General features: G+C 46.4%; 11 protein-coding genes. 7 read left to right on the forward strand and 4 right to left on the reverse strand.

Annotation, left to right across the window (positions count from 1 at the left end; translation table 11 throughout):
* The first annotated feature begins 3 nt into the window (after window positions 1-3).
* Both CLV42_RS32175 and CLV42_RS32180 read left to right on the forward strand, forming a co-directional pair.
* On the forward strand, window positions 4-1,071 hold the full coding sequence (locus CLV42_RS32175) for an efflux RND transporter periplasmic adaptor subunit (RefSeq protein WP_106606059.1): 1,068 nt from the start codon (window positions 4-6) through the stop codon (window positions 1,069-1,071).
* 42 nt (window positions 1,072-1,113) lie between these two features.
* A complete protein-coding gene (locus CLV42_RS32180) occupies window positions 1,114-4,158 on the forward strand; it encodes an efflux RND transporter permease subunit (protein WP_106606060.1) in 3,045 nt (1,014 codons plus the stop codon).
* A gap of 63 nt (window positions 4,159-4,221) precedes the next feature.
* On the opposite strand, the gene CLV42_RS32185 is transcribed toward CLV42_RS32180, so the two are convergent.
* On the reverse strand, window positions 4,222-4,992 hold the full coding sequence (locus CLV42_RS32185) for an SGNH/GDSL hydrolase family protein (RefSeq protein WP_106606061.1): 771 nt from the start codon (window positions 4,990-4,992) through the stop codon (window positions 4,222-4,224).
* A gap of 819 nt (window positions 4,993-5,811) precedes the next feature.
* Here CLV42_RS32185 and CLV42_RS32190 point away from each other — a divergent pair.
* Window positions 5,812-6,477, forward strand: a complete 666-nt coding sequence (locus CLV42_RS32190) for a response regulator transcription factor (RefSeq protein ID WP_106606062.1) — start codon at window positions 5,812-5,814, stop codon at window positions 6,475-6,477.
* Window positions 6,478-6,481: 4 nt separating this feature from the next.
* On the opposite strand, the gene CLV42_RS32195 is transcribed toward CLV42_RS32190, so the two are convergent.
* Window positions 6,482-7,639: a FecR family protein gene (locus tag CLV42_RS32195; RefSeq protein WP_106606063.1), complete on the reverse strand. Its 1,158-nt coding sequence runs from the start codon at window positions 7,637-7,639 to the stop codon at window positions 6,482-6,484.
* A 286-nt stretch (window positions 7,640-7,925) separates the two neighbouring features.
* Window positions 7,926-10,208 carry a GH92 family glycosyl hydrolase gene (locus CLV42_RS32200; RefSeq protein WP_106606064.1) on the reverse strand — a complete coding sequence of 761 codons (2,283 nt, stop codon included), beginning with the start codon at window positions 10,206-10,208 and terminating at the stop codon, window positions 7,926-7,928.
* Between the two features lie 472 nt (window positions 10,209-10,680).
* Here CLV42_RS32200 and CLV42_RS32205 point away from each other — a divergent pair, with 472 nt between their 5' ends.
* Genes CLV42_RS32205 through CLV42_RS32215 form a run of 3 tightly spaced genes read left to right on the forward strand, consistent with a single transcriptional unit; the run spans window position 10,681 to window position 14,753 of the window.
* On the forward strand, window positions 10,681-13,716 hold the full coding sequence (locus tag CLV42_RS32205; protein WP_106606065.1) for an OmpA family protein: 3,036 nt from the start codon (window positions 10,681-10,683) through the stop codon (window positions 13,714-13,716).
* Between the two features lie 2 nt (window positions 13,717-13,718).
* Complete coding sequence (locus tag CLV42_RS32210) at window positions 13,719-14,279, forward strand: T9SS type A sorting domain-containing protein (RefSeq protein ID WP_106606066.1); 561 nt, start codon at window positions 13,719-13,721, stop codon at window positions 14,277-14,279.
* 12 nt (window positions 14,280-14,291) lie between these two features.
* The gene (locus tag CLV42_RS32215) at window positions 14,292-14,753 is read left to right on the forward strand and encodes a VOC family protein (protein ID WP_245901794.1); all 462 of its coding nucleotides are present in this window, start codon (window positions 14,292-14,294) and stop codon (window positions 14,751-14,753) included.
* Here the strand turns inward: CLV42_RS32215 and CLV42_RS32220 are convergent.
* Window positions 14,744-15,838, reverse strand: a complete 1,095-nt coding sequence (locus CLV42_RS32220) for a mechanosensitive ion channel family protein (RefSeq protein ID WP_106606067.1) — start codon at window positions 15,836-15,838, stop codon at window positions 14,744-14,746. The genes CLV42_RS32215 and CLV42_RS32220 overlap by 10 nt on opposite strands.
* Before the next feature lie 114 nt (window positions 15,839-15,952).
* Between CLV42_RS32220 and CLV42_RS32225 the strand changes: the two genes are divergently transcribed.
* On the forward strand, window positions 15,953-17,287 hold the full coding sequence (locus CLV42_RS32225; protein ID WP_106606068.1) for a DEAD/DEAH box helicase: 1,335 nt from the start codon (window positions 15,953-15,955) through the stop codon (window positions 17,285-17,287).
* Window positions 17,288-17,514 lie beyond the last annotated feature (227 nt).

Consider the following 17,514-nt stretch of genomic DNA (forward strand, 5'->3'; position numbering starts at 1 on the left):
AACATGAAATCTATTCTCTCTTTATCGCTGCTGGCGTCTTTCTCCTGCCTGGTCATTTCCTGCGGAGCACCCAGCGCAGCAGAAAACAACAACAGCCAGTCTACCGAAATACCAGTAAAACTCCTGCCGCTGAACGGTGAGATGAACGCCAATCCGGCGATCTCTGTATCAGGCCAGTTCACTACAGACGATGAAGTATTGCTCTCCTTTAAAACCGGTGGTATCATTCAACGCATCATGGTGAAGGAAGGCGACGCTGTTAAAAAGGGACAACTACTCGCGGTATTGAACCCGATAGAGATCAATGCGCAGGTACAACAGGCGCAGCTGGGATTTGAAAAGGCACAACGGGATCATAAACGTGTAGAGAATCTTTACAAGGATAGTGTTGCCACCCTTGAACAGCTCCAGAACGCCAAAACCGCGCTGGATATGGCAGGTGAACAACTCAAGACCGCACAGTTCAACCGTACGCATTCCCAGATCCTGGCAACGGAGAGTGGTTATATACTGCGCAAATTAGCCAGCGAAGGACAACTGGTACAACCAGGCACTCCTGTACTGGAAACCAATGGCGCACAATCAGGCAACTGGATGCTGCGTGTAAATGTCAGCAATAAAGAGTGGGCTGCTATCCATCTCCAGGATAAAGCGAGTGTAGAAGTAGAAGCTGTTCCCGGTAAAGCCTTTCAGGGTGTTGTATCCCGCAAGTCAGAAGGTGTACAGCCACAAAGCGGTTCTTTTACTGCGGATATTAAGCTAACGGGAGAAAGGCCGTCCGCTATCGCTTTCGGTATGTTCGGCAAGGCAATTATCAAACCTGTAATAGTTACTTCTGCCAGTGACCAAGGCCCGTGGGCCATTCCCTATGATGCCTTACTGGAAGGTGATGGCAGCACAGGTTATGTATATGTGACCAACGATAGTAAAACCGCTCACAAAGTAGCTGTAACCATCGCCGGAATGGAAGCCGATAAAGTGATCATCAGCAAAGGACTGCAGGACGCAGGCGCCCTGATCATCTCAGGTAGTGCTTATCTGACAGAAGGCAGCACCATCACCGTAAAATAATACTCGCCCGGCAACGGAACTCCTCTAATAAATCAACGAATCATGAAAATTTCTTCATACGCGGTAAAGAACTATCAGTTTACACTGGTGATCTTTATTATGATCATCGTACTGGGTGTTACTACCATTCTTACCATGCCCCGGTCCGAAGATCCCGAAGTGAAATCTCCCTTCTTTAATGTAGTCGTCGTATATCCGGGCACCAGCCCGAAAGACATGGAAGACCTGGTGGTAGATCCATTGGAAAAGGAATTATCCTCGCAGGAAAATATCAAACGTGTGCGTACCAGTATAGGCGATGGCCTGGCAGTAATACGCGTGGAATACAAATACAGAAGTAACGTCGATGACAAATACCAGGAAGTACTGCGTGTGGTGAATGGCAAACGTAGTCAGCTGCCTGAGAACATCAGCATCGATGTCATGCGCCAGCAACCCAGTGATGTAAACATTATGCAGATAGCACTGGTGTCGGAAACAGCGTCCAAAGACAAACTACAGTATTATGCAGAGAAGCTGCAGGATGACCTGGAAACCATCAAAGCCCTGAAGAATGTGGAGATACATGGTCTTCCGGACAGGCAGGTGAGAATTGAGCTGAACCTCGAAAAGATCGCCCAGATGGGCCTACCGGTATACAAGGTCATTTCCAGCATACAGAACGAAATGAGCAATATCCCCGGAGGTAGCATTGAAGCCGGCAACCGCAGCTACAACATTAAAAGCAGTGGCAGTTATCAGCAGCTGGATGAAATAAAGAATACCGTTGTCTTTAACAGTAAAGGAAAAAACATCTTCCTGAAAGATGTTGCCGCTATCTATTACGGTCTGGCAGATGAACAGTATGAGACAAGGCTGAACGGACGCAGATGCGCCTTTGTGGTGGCTGCACAGAAAGAAGGTGAGAACATCAGCGCCACCAAAGAATTGTACCGCCCGGTATTGGCTCAGTTTAAGAAAACACTGCCCTCCAATATCGACATGGTCCAGCATTTTGACCAGGCAGATAACGTGAACAGGCGCCTGGGTGGACTGGGAAAAGACTTCATAATCGCCATTCTACTCGTGGCTGTTACCCTGTTGCCGCTTGGATTCCGGCCAGCATTGATCGTCATGATCTCCATCCCTTTATCACTGGCTATCGGGATTGTTTTGCTCAATATATTCGGTTATAATCTGAACCAGCTGAGCATCGTAGGACTGGTTGTAGCATTGGGATTACTGGTAGATGATAGTATCGTCGTAATAGAAAATATCGAGCGCTGGATACTGGAAGGTCATTCGAGAATGGACGCTACATTGAAAGCCACCAAACAGATCGGGCTTGCCGTGGTGGGATGTACAGCCGCATTAATCATTGCCTTCATGCCACTGGTCTTCCTGCCGGAAGGAGCCGGAGACTTTATCCGTGGACTGCCAATGGCTGTTATCCTGAGCGTATTTGCATCTATGTTCGTGTCGCTGACGATCATTCCTTTCCTGGCCAGCAAGCTGTTACCGGAACATACGGGTAATCCTGAGGGCAACATCTTCATGCGTGCCCTCAAAAGACTGATCCATGGCAGCTATTCACGCGTATTGGATAAAGCGCTGAAAAGACCAGTGCTTTCAATCATCATTACCCTGATCATTTTCGGTGGTTCCATCGTATTATTCCAGGTGGTAGGTTTCAGTCTCTTCCCTGCTTCCGAAAAGCCCCAGTTCCTGGTGAATATTACAACACCTCCGCAGTCAAGTCTTGCTTATACCAAGAGCATCGCAAGGCAGGTGGAACAGGCGTTGAAGAAGGAAAGGGCTGTTGCCTACTTCGCGACGAATGTGGGCAGGGGCAATCCCCGTATCTACTATAATGTGATACAGGAAAATGAAAGGAGTGACTTCGCCCAGATCTTCATACAGCTGGACAATCACACAACGCCGTACGACAAGCTCCAACTCATTGAAAAGTTGCGTAGACAGTGGACACCATATCCCGGGGCTAAAGTGGAGGTGGTTAACTTCGAACAGGGACCACCCGCCCCCGCCCCCGTGGAAGTACGCCTCTTCGGCGATAATCTCGATACCCTCCGCAGCCTGGCTGCACGGGTAGAAACGATGCTGCAGAAAGTACCGGGCGCTATTTATGTGAACAATCCGGTGAAGCTCCTGAAGACAGATATCCGGGTGGATATTGATAAAGAGAAAGCGCAGCTGCTGGGTATTCCGAGTATCAATATTGACAGAACAGTGAGACTGGCAGTAGCTGGACTGAACCTCGGACACTATGCCGATAAGAATGACAATGAATATGATGTGTTGCTGACACGTAATAAGGATGGCCGTCCTACCATGGATGTGTTCAACAACCTTTACGTCAACAACCAGGATGATAAACCTTATCCATTGTCGCAGGTGGCCAGTCTCAGGATGGAGGCATCTCCCCTGCGGATCAATCACCAGGAGAAAAGGCGTGTAGTGTCTGTAACAGCTTCCATACAGGAAGGCTTCCTGACAGACAGGGTGATCAACAGCACTATCGGGAAAATGAATGCCTTCCCCCTGCCTGCTGGCTACAGCTACGAAATGGGTGGTGAAGTGGAAACAAGGCAGGACTCTTTCGGCGGCTTTATGAGCATTATCATTGTTACCATGTTCCTGTTCGTAGCAGTGCTGGTACTGGAGTTCAAGACCTTCAAAAGCACCCTGATTGTACTCTCAGTAATACCACTGGGTGTGGTGGGCGCTGCCGTCGGACTATGGGTTACCGGTAATTCCCTGTCCTTTGTGGCCATCATTGGTATGATAGCCCTGGCGGGGATTGAGGTGAAGAATACCATCCTGCTGGTGGATTTTACGAACCAGCTCAGAGAACAGGGCAAGTCGCTCGATGAAGCGATCAGGGAGGCCGGGGAAATACGATTCCTGCCAATTGTACTGACTTCGCTGACCGCTATCGGGGGATTGATCCCCATTGCGATATCGACCAACCCATTGATAGCCCCCCTGGCGATAGTACTCATTGGCGGCTTGATCAGCTCCACCCTGTTGTCAAGGATTGTCACCCCGATTATTTATAAACTGATCCCTCCGAAGGTGGGGAATCATTGATAAACGAAAAAAGCCGCGGATCACTCTGGAATCACCGCGGCTTTTTTATGCTATTCAGTTGTATTATTTTTTGATCACGTCCATCCAGGAAGCTGCCATTAGCGATGCCCCTGCAATAGCAGGATGTACCCCATCTCCTGTCCAATAAGAACCCGGTGCAGACTGCTGGGCCTTGTCGTAAATACTTTGGTATGGAATGAAGGCTGCATTAAACTTTGTGGCAATTTCACGGGCTGCTGCGCGATATTCGTCGAATGCCGGGAACCATTTGTCAGTCACCGCCTTCACGCCATTCACAGCAAAAGGTTCACCAATGATCAGCTGTACGTCTGGTAACTGCTGCTTGGTACGTTCCAGCAAAGCGGTAAAATCATCGCGGTAGGTTTTAATAGTACCGTTGTAGTTGCCGTTCAGCATGTGCCAGTAGTCGTTTACCCCGATGAGGATACTGAGTACATCAGGTTTTATCTGCAGACAGTCCGCATCCCATCTTTCAGCCAGCTGGTATACCTTGTTGCCGCTGATTCCCTTGTTGTAGATCTTCAGATTTTTCTCCGGAAACTCCTTCAGCAAAGCTGCAGCTGTAAGGTAGGCATAACCATTTCCCAGTGCACTGGTGCTATTGGCTTCATTTTGGTCCCGCTTACGTCCTGCATCTGTGATAGAGTCTCCCTGAAAGAGGATGACCGCATCCTTTTTCAATGTTACTTTTTTGGCTTTCATTTCACCTGCAGCTGCCGTTGCAATGTTTGGAAGACTGATAGCGGCCAGACTGCCCAGTGACAGGTTCCGGATAAAAGCTCTCCGGTTGGAGGAATTAGGTTGTTGTTCCATGGAATTATGATAGTTAAGTATGCACGTTGCGGTTATACCACGCAAATGGTGAAACCTGTAGGGAATAAAGCTAATAAATTATGGGAACAAAATAAATATGCCGCCCAGGAATGAGCGGCAATTTAGTTATCTATCCTATGAAAACCTGTGTTTAAAAATCTTTCGTATTTGCCTTGGTATACAATCTCATAATCAGCATATCAGGCTTACGAAAGCATGTGGCTTTATTATGGATATGGATATGGCAGTTTAGTATGATCAGATATGTCGATTAAACATATAATTATTATAACCCATTGAAATTAATTTCTACTTCAAATGCTATTAAAGCTAAATGATTTATGCATTTCTTATGTAAAGATGTACAATTGTTGCTGCCAATTTCGTAAATTTCGGAAGCCAATATAGAAAATGAGTAAGGACACACATATTTCTAGGTGCTAACACTTATTTTAAAGAAGCACAGCGGTCTTGGCGGTAAAAGGCCCCAATATTTGACGCATATTTACGCCTAGCTTGCTGCTTGACTGTTTCTACCCACCAATCTTCCCTGGAAAACCTCATTAAAAGTAAATCCTGTATTGTCCGGTTTACATTGCTGCGGACTGTACGGATGTGAATTGTTCATCGATCAAAAAGACTTATTTGAACATAAAAACTAATACGCGACCTATAACTATGCGGATAGAATATTTGCCTACTGCCAATTTCAGCAGCAGTTATGCGTTTAATAGAAAAACTCATCCGAATGCCCGACAAACAGGTGTAATGACGATAGCACTAACGGGGACGAACAAACTACCTCAAACTAGTTAGCCAATGAAAGAGCCAATTTATAGAATACTGGTTATTGAAGAAGATGCTGCTTTAATAAAGAAAATTCAACAGTTATTAACCCTGCATCATTACGACATCTATACTTCCACTACTCCCGAAGAGGGCATTTATATCTGTCGGCAGTATAGACCTGATCTTGTTGTATGTGGTGTAAGATTGCGTGGTGGAAGCGGATATCATTTTCTGATGGAGCTGCGGAATGACCCTTCCCTCCAGCATATTCCTCTCATCTTCATCAGCGGGAAAGAAGGGAAAGAAGATATGCGTATGGGCATGAATCTCGGTGCTGACGACTTCCTGTCAAAACCTTTCAAGAGTAAGGAATTATTGTTGAGTGTAAAATCCAGGCTGAACCGGTTTACGATCTTTAATGTACAGCAGAGAGAAAAAAAGCACACTACCATCGTTTCTATGCCCGTTATCCCTCCTGAGGTCCATCATAAACTGAGCAAAACGGAATTCAGGGTGATGCAGATGATTGCAGAAGGAATGAGCACTAAAGAGATTGCACAGACGCTTAATATCAGTATTAAAACGGTCGAGAATCACAGGCATAATATCTCCAAAAAGCTAAACCTTACAGGGCATAATTCATTGATAAAATATGCTATAAAACACCTTACGCAGCAGTATAAAATATTATCGTAAGGAGTTATTTCAGATGTAGGGTACCATTTGCATCGTAGCTGTAATGGATGTCGCCGATCAACTCCAGGGTTTCCAGGAAGTAATCCAGGCGCTGTAGTTTCTCCAATCCACCAGTAAACTTTTTGCTGGCCAGCTCCTTATTGTCAAAAACGACCCTTACACCATACCAGCGTTCCAGCACCTCGGCAATCTCCTGCAGAGAGGTGTTATGGAACACATATACTCCTTTCATCCAGGCAAGTACTTCACTCTCATCAAATGAGTGTACATCATATCCCTTGTCTGTTTTGTAAGTGGCTTCCTGTCCTGGCCGCAGATGTATTTCTTTTCCATCTGCCCTGGCTATCACGGAGCCGCTTACCAGCGAGGTTCTTGTGATGCCATCGTTATAAGCATTGACGTTAAAGGAAGTACCCAGTACCTCGATATCTGTCTGCTCGGTATGTACAATAAATGGTTTGGCGTCATTTTTTGTTACCTGGAAATAAGCCTCTCCGTCCAGGTATACCTCCCGCTTGTTGCCAGTGAAGTTAAACGGGAAACGCAGTTTAGAGGTAGCGTTCAGCCACACCTCAGTACCGTCTGACAACAACAGCTTATAATCCATTTTAGGTGGTACGGTCAGCGTATTAAAGCCATTGCCCATGGCAGTACCACCGGTAAATTGCAGCTTCCTGGCGCCAGCGTTGAGCTGTACATCCCCGGCTTTAATATTTTGTTTTGCCTGGTTATAGGGTAGTGCAATGGTCTCACCTCCTGCCAGCTGCAACTGCAGACCGTTAGCCGGTGCAGGAGTTGCCGTTACTACTGCCGGCGTTTGTTCCACCTTGCGGTGGGTAGTTTTCCATATCAGGCTGATGCCGACCATAGCGACTATTACCACAGCGGCAGCAAACAGCCACTTTCTGATGCTAAGGATTCCCGTATGTTTAACAGACAATTCACTCCTTACGGAAGTCCAGGCGTTTGTCACATCTATCTGCTGCCAGAACTTCTCTTCTCCCGGCAATGAAAAACTATGCTTCAAAGCCCTCCACATTAATTCGACATCCTCATGACCGCTGATTAACGCTGATACATATTGATCGTCAGATTCGTTAATAGTGCCATTACGCTTTTTCAGCAACAACTGGTAAATGTGTTCATGATTTTCACTCATCATTCTTAACTGTTCATTTTATGATAGATGGCTCCGCACGTGGACGATGCAGGTTCATTCACTGCAATCTATTGCATGAAGCTACGCACATCCGTTCATTAAAACTGTTAATTGCCAGTTAACGCATTTGCTAACAAATTGTTATGAGGGCGTGAAGGTAAACGATTGCGTAGGAAACGGTACCGCAGCGCATTACATTTTTCTGGCATCTGTAAACAGAGTATAATATAAAGAAAAATGGCTGCCCTGTATTTCCCAGAGCAGCCATTTGCACCATATCATTATATGATCAATACTTTGAATCCGGACGGTTAGCCGCCAGTTTTCCGAAGTCGGAAGGTTTGTTACCCATTGTGATTTTTAACACACCACCTTTCAGGATGTCTGCATGGCGGATATAACTGTTGTTATACGGTTTGCCATTCAGTGTTACCTGCTGAATGTAGATATTCTCCGCACTGTTGTTGATGGTTTCTACAGTGAATGTCTTACCACCCTGCAGTTTCAGGCTGGCCTTTTCAAACAGCGGACTACCGAATACGTAAATACCTTTTGCAGGATTTACAGGATAGAAGCCCAGGGAAGAGAATACATACCAGGAAGACATCGCGCCAACATCTTCGTTACCCGCCAGACCTTCAGGACTCTTGGTATAGAAATCCTTCATTACCTGTCTTACCTTTTCAGAAGTCTTCCACTGATTGCCGGAATAAGCATACATGTAAGTCACGTGATGGCTTGGTTCATTGCCATGTGCATACATCCCGATCAGACCGGAAATATCGTTAGATGCCTGGGCGCCCATATCGCCTTTTGCTACAAACAGGCTATCCAGTTTCTTTGTGAACGCATCATCACCGCCCATCAGGCTGATTAAACCTTCCACATCCTGAGGCACCAACCAGGTGTACTGCCAGCCATTACCTTCAGTGAAGTCGCCTTTCTCATGGATAGAGTTGAACGGATCGTAGGGTGTTTTGAAGCTGCCGTCATCCATTCTCGGACGAACGAATTTAATAGTGCTGTCAAAGTAGTTCTTATAGTAACCAGCTCTTTTTGAATAATAGTCAAAATCAGCTGTACGGCCCAGCTTCTTTGCTACGGCAGCAATACACCAGTCGTCTATCGCATATTCCATGGCTTTAGATACAGACTCGTATTCCTTGTCAGCCGGAATGTATCCTTTTGCCTTGATATCTTTCATGCCCAGATCATCCCTGGTAGAAGAAGCCTTCATCGCTTCAAAGGCAGCATTGATATCAAAGCCCCTGTATCCTTTCAGATAAGCGTCTGCAATTACCGGTACTGCGTGATAACCCACCATACAGTTCGTTTCGCTACCCATCAGTGGCCAGATAGGCAGTTTCCCCTGTTGCTTATAAATAGTCAGCATCGAGTTCACAAAACTGTTTACCCTGTCAGGTTGTGTCAGCGTATACAGAGGTGCGCAGGAACGGTAAATGTCCCAGAGTGAGAAAACGGTGTAATTATCAAAACCCGGATTGCTGTACACTTTTTTATCAGTACCACGGTAAGCGCGGTTATGGTCATTGAAGAGTGCAGGTCCTATCATGGTATGATACAGCGCTGTATAGAAGATGCTCCTGTTGGTCACATCTTTGGTTTCCAGCTGTATTTTAGACAGTTCCTTATTCCATTTTCCCTGGGCAGTTTTAACTGTGCCTGCAAAGTCCCAGGATGGGATCTCGCTGTTGATATTCGCCAGGGCATTTTCACTGCTAACCGGGGAAATACCTACTTTCAGCATCGCCTGTGCCGGCGCTTTATCAAAAGAGATAACACCCTTGATATTCTTGCCTTTACCCTCGGTACCGCTCAGTTTTTCATCACCATTGAACACCTGGAAATCTTTCAGTGGCACACTGCTACGGATAGCAAACCAGAGGCGCTGGTCTTCTGCCCAACCTTTTGAAAGACGGTAGCCCACGAGGGTATAATCGTCTTTCTTCTGGATAAAGGTTTCTACGGGAGCATCCCAACCAATACCTTCTTTCAGGTCTATAATGATATGACCTTCTTCACCCTGCGGGAAAGTATATTTATGAAAACCAACCCTTTCGGAAGCGGTCAGCTCTACTTTAATATTATAATCTTCCAACTGTACGGAATAATATCCCGGTGTAGCTGTTTCATGTGCATGTGAATAATGTGAACCGTATCCACTGGTGGGGTTCTCCTGGCTGCCATGGTTTGTCCTGATCTTACCAGTATAAGGCATGATCAGCACATCTCCCAGATCGCCGATACCGGTACCGCTAAGGTGCGTCTGCGGAAAACCGATCACAACACTGTCCGAATAATGATATCCGGAACACCAGTCCCACCCTTTTACAATATTGGTAGGCCCAACCTGTACCGCACCAAATGGTACACTCGCTCCCACAAACACGTGACCATGACCACCCGAACCAATGTAGGGATCTACATACGCTGTCGGTTTAAAATCTTTTGCCGCAGTGAAAGCTGTTTTTTTCTCTTGTCCCTTTACCTGCATGCCCGCTAATAATAGTGAAGCAGCCAGCACAGGATAATGCTTAAGTCCCAATTGCATATCTCAATATTCCTTTAGACAGGCAATATACGGACGGGAACGCAAAAAACGAAAGACGAGCTGGAAGGTAGCTGTCCCATAAAAACAATTCGCAATGGATTACTTCTTGTAACTGGACAAATTACACGCTATAATGCTATCTTTTTAAATATGGTAACACGTTTTGGGGAAGTATCCGGAATTGAGTATAAGCACTGAAAAAGCAATGCACCCTTGCTAGTTGATAATCAAGTAATAACCTCTTGTTACTTCAAGTGTCCTGTCAATTCATATACCACGAAAGTTGTAAAAATAGACATCAAAATGAGTATAACACCTTCATTTCTACATCCAACGTGTAGCAGGTTTGTGTAGCTATTACATTAAAATAAGAATAAATAGAATATTAATCATATCTTTACTTTATTTATAATATAATATATAATGTAATATTATATACTTATAGCCTTATTACTGTTATAACTTGTATGAGATGAAAGCAATTTTACTCATTTTATTAGTTCCCATTTTCGTCTGTTCGAGCTTCATCGCGAAAGCGCAGCAAAGTGGCTTGTGGGGTATCAATTACCAGGCTATTGCCAGGGAAAACCCAAAAGGTGCTGTCATTGCTCTGCAGCAAGTACGGGTAAAATTCAGCATCCTCGATGGTGGTCCTGATGCCAATCCACTGTACACAGAAATGCATCAGACCAATACCAATAGTCAGGGTCTCTTCTCCCTGGTGATCGGTGCCGGTACTCCTGAAATCGGGGATTTCAAAAACATTCCCTGGAGCAGAGGTAACCAGTACCTGAAGGTAGAACTGGACATCAAGGGACAAAATGACTTCGTGCCTATCGGTGTAATGCCGTTCATGGCAGTGCCTTATGCACTCTATGCCGCGAACGGTGGTTCCGGCGGTAACGGAGGAAATGGTAGTACCAATGTCAGCATTGTATGGCTGGGTACACTGACCACGCCTCCGGCAACACCTTCGGTAGGACAGGCATATTATAACAGTACAGATAAACGCTCCTATATTTACGACAGCACTGGCGGCACAGGCAACTGGAATATTATGGCGCAGGATGGTTTACCAGGTGCTGCAATGTCCTGGCTGGGCTCATTTACAACAGCTCCTTCCAGCCCGGGTGTAAACCAGGCTTATTATAACCTGACCGACCGCAAAGCATATGTATATGATGGATCTGCCTGGCAGATCTTCTCCGAAAGTGGTCAGAACGGCGTTGGTACTGGTATCAGCTGGCTGGGTTCTTTAGCAACACCTCCCGCCAGTCCGGTGATCAATCAGGCTTATTATAATACAGTAGATAAGAAGTCATATATCTATGATACGACCGGCACCGGTAGCTGGCAGATCCTGACACAGGATGGTATTTCCGGCACCGCTATCAGCTGGCTGGGTTCTTTAGCAACACCTCCGGCCACTCCCACACTAAATCAGGCTTATTACAATACAGCAGATAAAAAATCCTACATCTACGATACTACCGGCACCGGAAGTTGGAATGTGCTGGCACAAGATGGCGCCACCGGCATCTCTATCAGCTGGCTGGGCACATTAGCAGCCGCTCCCGCTGATCCACTGGTAAATCAGGCCTATTACAACAGCGCTGACAGAAAAGCTTACATCTATGATAGTACCGGCACATGGCAGATCCTGGCACAGGACGGTACAGGATGGAACCTGTCAAATCTCGAATTCGAGGACAATGGTTCTTTAGGACTGACTACAACAGCAAGTACAGATACAGTAAAATCAGAAAATAGGGCCTGGCTGGTAAGAGGTAACACCGACACCAACCCTGCTCTTGATTTTATCGGTACAGTAGATGATAATCCATTTATTATAAAGGCTGGTGGTACCGGTCCTAACTTTGAAAGGCTCCGTACCTTCCCTGATAAACCAATGACCATCTTAAATGGTACTGACGATGCAGGTGCACAGGTAGGTAAAGCTGTATTAACCGTATTTTCAAGTGAAGTACCGACCGGTATCATTAACGGCGACCCGAATTACGCCAACGGTATCGTCGGATATGCCAACAGTAGCACCGGCGCTGGTGTTGCCGGATATAACTTTGGTAGTGGCCCTGGTATCAGAGGTGCTACCGCTTTCGGACCTGCTGTTCTCGGAACTGGTACTTCCCGCTATATACAAGGTGTAAAAGGAACTAACTCTTCCACCAACGGTGGTCTGGGTGTGGAAGGTACGACCAACTCTCCTTATAAACCTACTACAGAAGTAAGATCCGCTGGTGTGATGGGTTCTTCCACTCATGCCTCTGGTTATGGCGTGGTGGGTGTTGGTAATAACCTGAAACCAGACCTGTTCTCCAACCCGCCTACAATTGGTGGTGGTATGATGGGTATTGGTACCCGTGCAGGTGTGGTTGGTTTTGGAACAACTGCTTTCAACGGTATCGGTGTAGTTGGCGGTGGTAACAATGAAGTAGTGGTGTATCCGCTTGGTGGTGCAGGTTTAGCTGGTTCTGCAGGTGGATTGAACGCTGGCGTTGGCGTACATGGTTTTGCAAAAGGTAACCCTACTGATATTGATCGTTGGGGAGGTGTTTTCCAGTTTGGTACTAACATCAGCTCTATCCATGTATACACTTACCTGGCAGGTGCCAATGCAAGCGGCATCTACGGTCTCATTTCCAATGGTACCAAATCAACCGTTGTAAAAGACAATGCTGGTGAAAACCGCCTCCTGTTCTGTACAGAGGCGCCTGAAGTACTCTTCCAGGACTTCGGCACCGGTGAGCTTCAGAATGGTGCTGCTCACATCGATCTCGAAGGCCTGCTGACAAAAGTGATCCGTGTAGATGCTAAACACCCGATGAAGGTGTTCATTCAGCTGGAAGGCGAATGTAACGGTGTATATGTGACCAATAAATCAGCTAAAGGTTTCGATGTAAAAGAATTACAAGGTGGTAAATCAAACGTTCCTTTCACCTGGCAGATCGTTGCATCCCGTGCGGATGAAGTACTGCCTGACGGAACCGTGCTCCCTTACTCAGACAGACGTTTCCCTGTAGGTCCTGGTCCATTACCGGTACAGGAAGCTACTACAGCTGCTACGCCTGATGCACCTGTTACCACTGCTAAACCAGCCCTGAAAACAGTAGAGCTGAAAACAACAGAAAAAGAAGTTATCAATAAAGCGTTCTCCAACCTTCAGTTTGCCAGTGCAAAGGCGGATATCGCAACAACATCACTGCCTTCCCTGGACAAAATGGCCAGCCTGCTGCAGGCGCATCCCGAATGGCAGTTATCACTGAGCGGCCACACTGACAATGAAGGAACTGAAGCATTTAACCAGACTTTATCAGAAAAAAGAAGCGAAGCTGTCAAACAATACCTGGTGAGTAAAGGTGTTGCTGCAAACAGGATCGCTACCAAAGGGTACGGACAAACGAAACCACTCGCTGCCAACGACAGTAAAACTGCCAGAGGAATGAACAGAAGAGTGGAAATGGAAATCCTTACTGAAGAAAAACCTTAATGATGACTGTTATCAAAAAAATATTAACTGCTAATATTGTGGGTGCGTCCTTCCTCTTACCAGGAATGGCGCACGCGCAATATATTGAGAGACAGGTAATAACCAGCACCAGTAAAAACATCACTTATGAAGCCGGTGGTTCACTTGAATCGGGGCTTGATATGGATTGGTCCGTAGGTGAAATTGCGGTAAGCACCATCAAGTATCCGGATGTGGTCCTGCTCACACAGGGTTTCCTGCAACCCCCGCTGCAGAACCTGTTGAAGCTGAAAGATGGAGATATGGTCCTTTATCCGAATCCAATTGCCACGACGCCCAAATTGACGATCGTTTACATGAGGGAGGATACGGTTTCCGTGAAAAAGATAGATATCCGTATCATCAGCATCGGCGGAAATATGGTGTACTCCGAGCAGGGGATTGTTCCGAACAACGCTTTCGGTACCAGGTTTGAACGCCAGGTGGATGTCACCCGTTTCAACCCGGGCGTATACGTAGTAACGTTGATCTTGAATACTGGTATTAAGGTGAGCAGAAAATTCATAAAATTCGATTCCCAATGATTATATTGGAGCATGAAACAACGGATTCCACATTGTCTTTTACTGGTGGCTGTTATGATCATCTCCGGTATACCCACTTTTGCACAGCGGAAAAGCGCTATGTTAAATCATATAGCGCTTTATGTTTATAACCTGGAAAAGAGCACTGCTTTCTACAGGGATATCATCCAGATAGATACCATCCCCGAGCCATTCCACGACGGTCGTCACACATGGTTCAAAGTAGCTGAACACAGCCATCTGCACATTATATCCGGAGCAAAGGAGATTGTAACCCACGACAAAAACTCGCACCTTTGCTTCAGCGTTCCATCAATTGAAGAATTTATGACCCGCCTCCGCCAGCATCACATTCCTTTTGAGAGCTGGAAAGGTGAAGCCGATAAACCTACCCTCCGTGTAGATGGTGTGAAACAGATCTATTTTACGGATCCTGATGGTTACTGGGTAGAGATCAATGATGATCACTCCTGATTTCCGGCCAGCAGCCGCTCACCTCCATCTTCAAGAACAGCACGCTTCCTGGGCAAACAATACGCATGATGCTCCTGTATAAAAGCGAGCATTTTCTCCCTGAGATAACAACGCAGGTCAAAGGCCTTACCTGAACTGTTGGCACTGACCAGCATCCGGACTTCTATTGTCTGTTCGGTGATGTTGGTGACCTGCATGACCTGTACCCGCTTGTCCCATAGTGGCTGATCTTTCAGCAGCCGTTCAAATTCCTTCCGCAGGATATCAATAGGGGCTGTATAATCCAGGTACAGGAACGCCGTGCCCAATATGGCAGAACCGGTCCGGGTCCAGTTCTGGAAAGGTTTTTCGATGAAATAATTGATAGGCAGGATCAGTTTGCGCTGGTCCCAGATCCCTATCACCACATAGGTAAGGGTGATCTCTTCCACCCTGCCCCACTCTCCTTCCACTACCAGTACATCATCAATACGGATCGGCTGTGTAAAAGCAATCTGCATCCCCGCCAGGAAATTAGACAGGGAACGCTGTGCGGCAAAACCGACAATAATACCGCCCACTCCGACCCCCGTCAACAGTCCCGCGCCGATCTTACGCAGATTATCAAAACTGAGCAGCACCGCACACAAGGTGAGTATCATAATCATACTGATCGACAGTTTACGAATAAACTGCAGCTGGGTACGCATTTTCCTCTCCCGCAGATTATCCTCCTTTTTGAGATCATAAGTATGTGAGAGATAGTCTTCAAAAACTTTCACCAGTCCTACCAGCATAAAGCCAAAGGAGGCAATTAAGCTGATCTCCACTATCTTGCTCAGCAACGCCATGGGCTTTCTGTGCAGTTCCATAAACGGCAGTACCATATCCAGGATCAGCACTGGCAGGAAATAGTTGATGGGCTTTCCCAGGCGCTTCAGCACAGATCTGACGAAGGAATAATCGGTCACATTCCTGGCAGTGTATTTCAGGATGATGGCGACCAGGTATTTGATGATCAGGCCACTGATCAGGGCTGCACATCCGAGTAAAATGTTCCATAAAAAGGGAGGAAGCTGGAGATTGCGCTGCAGATTTTCGAGCATATCAGACGGGTTATTTGGTATCCGGCTTTGTTGCAAAGAACATACCGTATGTGTCTGGGTACAATTCCGTATCTTTAGCTAATATTTTTTTTTGAATCAAAACCATCTAAGATTTTGTATTTCGACGAATTTGACCTGGATGATCGGGTTTTGGACGGAATAGATGCAATGGGATACACCACCGCGACACCTGTTCAGGAACAAGTTATCCCCCCAATTATTGCCGGGAAGGACATTCTGGCCTGCGCACAGACAGGTACGGGTAAAACTGCGGCATTCCTGTTGCCTATATTGCACCGTTTAATTACCGAGCCCCATGAAACACATAAGATCAACTCACTGATTATAGTACCCACCCGTGAACTGGCAGTCCAGATTGCCCAGACACTGGAAGGTATGTCCTACTTTACGTCCGTCAGCTCTATTGCTGTATACGGCGGTAGTAATGGCGCATTGTTCTCAGCAGAAAAGAAGGCGCTGACCTCAGGAGTAGACATCGTGATCTGTACACCTGGCCGTATGATCGCCCACCTGAACATGGGTTATGTAAAACTGGATGCCGTAAAGTACCTGGTACTCGACGAGGCAGACCGGATGCTGGACATGGGTTTTAATGACGATATCATCAAGATTACGTCCTTCCTGCCCAAACAAAGGCAGAATCTCCTGTTTTCCGCTACTATGCCCGATAAGATCCGAAAACTGGCACTCAAGATCCTGCACCAGCCGGAAGAGATCAACATTGCCATTTCCAAACCACCGGAGAAGATCGTACAGGAAGCATTTGTAGTTTTTGAAGAGCAGAAGATCGCGCTGATGAAACACGTGCTGTCACAGAAACAGTTCGGCAGTATCATCATTTTCTGTTCCCGTAAGCAGAACGTAAAACAGCTCTGCCATGAGCTTAAAAAAGCGCGTTTTTCCGTGGAAGAGATCCACTCCGACCTGGAGCAGGAAAAAAGAGAACAGGTGCTCATGGACTTTAAGAACAAGAAACTGAAAATGCTGGTGGCTACGGATATTCTGAGCCGTGGTATCGACATCGAGGATATTGACCTGGTGATCAATTATGATGTGCCAAATGATGCGGAAGATTACATTCACCGTATCGGACGTACTGCCAGGGCAGCCACTGATGGCACCGCCTATACCATCGTCAGCGAGAAAGAACAACGGAAATTTGCCCGGATAGAAGAAGTACTGGGAAAACCTGTAGTCAAAGCTGCAGTTCCCGCTACATTGGGTCCCGTACCGGAATATACAGCCAAACCCGGCCGTTCCGGCGGAGGTAGTCGCCCGCATGGTAAAAAGCGCTCCGGCGGTAGCGGTGGCAACCGTAATCAAAAGCCATCCGGCCAGCATAACCGTGGTGGTGGCCATCAATCACAGCAGCATCGCAGTAAGAGTGGCAACAGCCAGCATAGCGGCAATAATCCGCCCAAACCGTAACAGGACGGCCCCTCTCTCTCGCCTGAAAAGTAATTATAGATCATACTATTTGAAACGTTCTGCCTATAGCGGAACGTTTTTTTTATGAGCCTGCCCTATTTTTCCATTTTTTGGAATTATTTCCTGCGAATGGACATTTCTTCTACTATGCCAATTTTAAAACTAGCCACCATAGCGGATTTGCCACGATTCCGTAATCTGGCACCCAAATGGATTCTACTATATCA

Origin of the sequence: Chitinophaga ginsengisoli (assembly GCF_003014595.1) — a bacterium.
Classification (GTDB): Bacteria; Bacteroidota; Bacteroidia; order Chitinophagales; family Chitinophagaceae; genus Chitinophaga; species Chitinophaga ginsengisoli.

Excerpts from the sequence above, each read along its gene's own strand:
- CLV42_RS32215 (WP_245901794.1), top strand. The coding sequence starts at position 14,292 with ATGAAACAACGGATTCCACATTGTCTTTTACTGGTGGCTGTTATGATC.
- CLV42_RS32175 (WP_106606059.1), top strand. The coding sequence starts at position 4 with ATGAAATCTATTCTCTCTTTATCGCTGCTGGCGTCTTTCTCCTGCCTG.
- CLV42_RS32195 (WP_106606063.1), bottom strand. The coding sequence starts at position 7,639 with ATGATGAGTGAAAATCATGAACACATTTACCAGTTGTTGCTGAAAAAG.
- CLV42_RS32180 (WP_106606060.1), top strand. The coding sequence starts at position 1,114 with ATGAAAATTTCTTCATACGCGGTAAAGAACTATCAGTTTACACTGGTG.
- CLV42_RS32210 (WP_106606066.1), top strand. The coding sequence starts at position 13,719 with ATGACTGTTATCAAAAAAATATTAACTGCTAATATTGTGGGTGCGTCC.
- CLV42_RS32185 (WP_106606061.1), bottom strand. The coding sequence starts at position 4,992 with ATGGAACAACAACCTAATTCCTCCAACCGGAGAGCTTTTATCCGGAAC.
- CLV42_RS32200 (WP_106606064.1), bottom strand. The coding sequence starts at position 10,208 with ATGCAATTGGGACTTAAGCATTATCCTGTGCTGGCTGCTTCACTATTA.
- CLV42_RS32190 (WP_106606062.1), top strand. The coding sequence starts at position 5,812 with ATGAAAGAGCCAATTTATAGAATACTGGTTATTGAAGAAGATGCTGCT.
- CLV42_RS32205 (WP_106606065.1), top strand. The coding sequence starts at position 10,681 with ATGAAAGCAATTTTACTCATTTTATTAGTTCCCATTTTCGTCTGTTCG.
- CLV42_RS32220 (WP_106606067.1), bottom strand. The coding sequence starts at position 15,838 with ATGCTCGAAAATCTGCAGCGCAATCTCCAGCTTCCTCCCTTTTTATGG.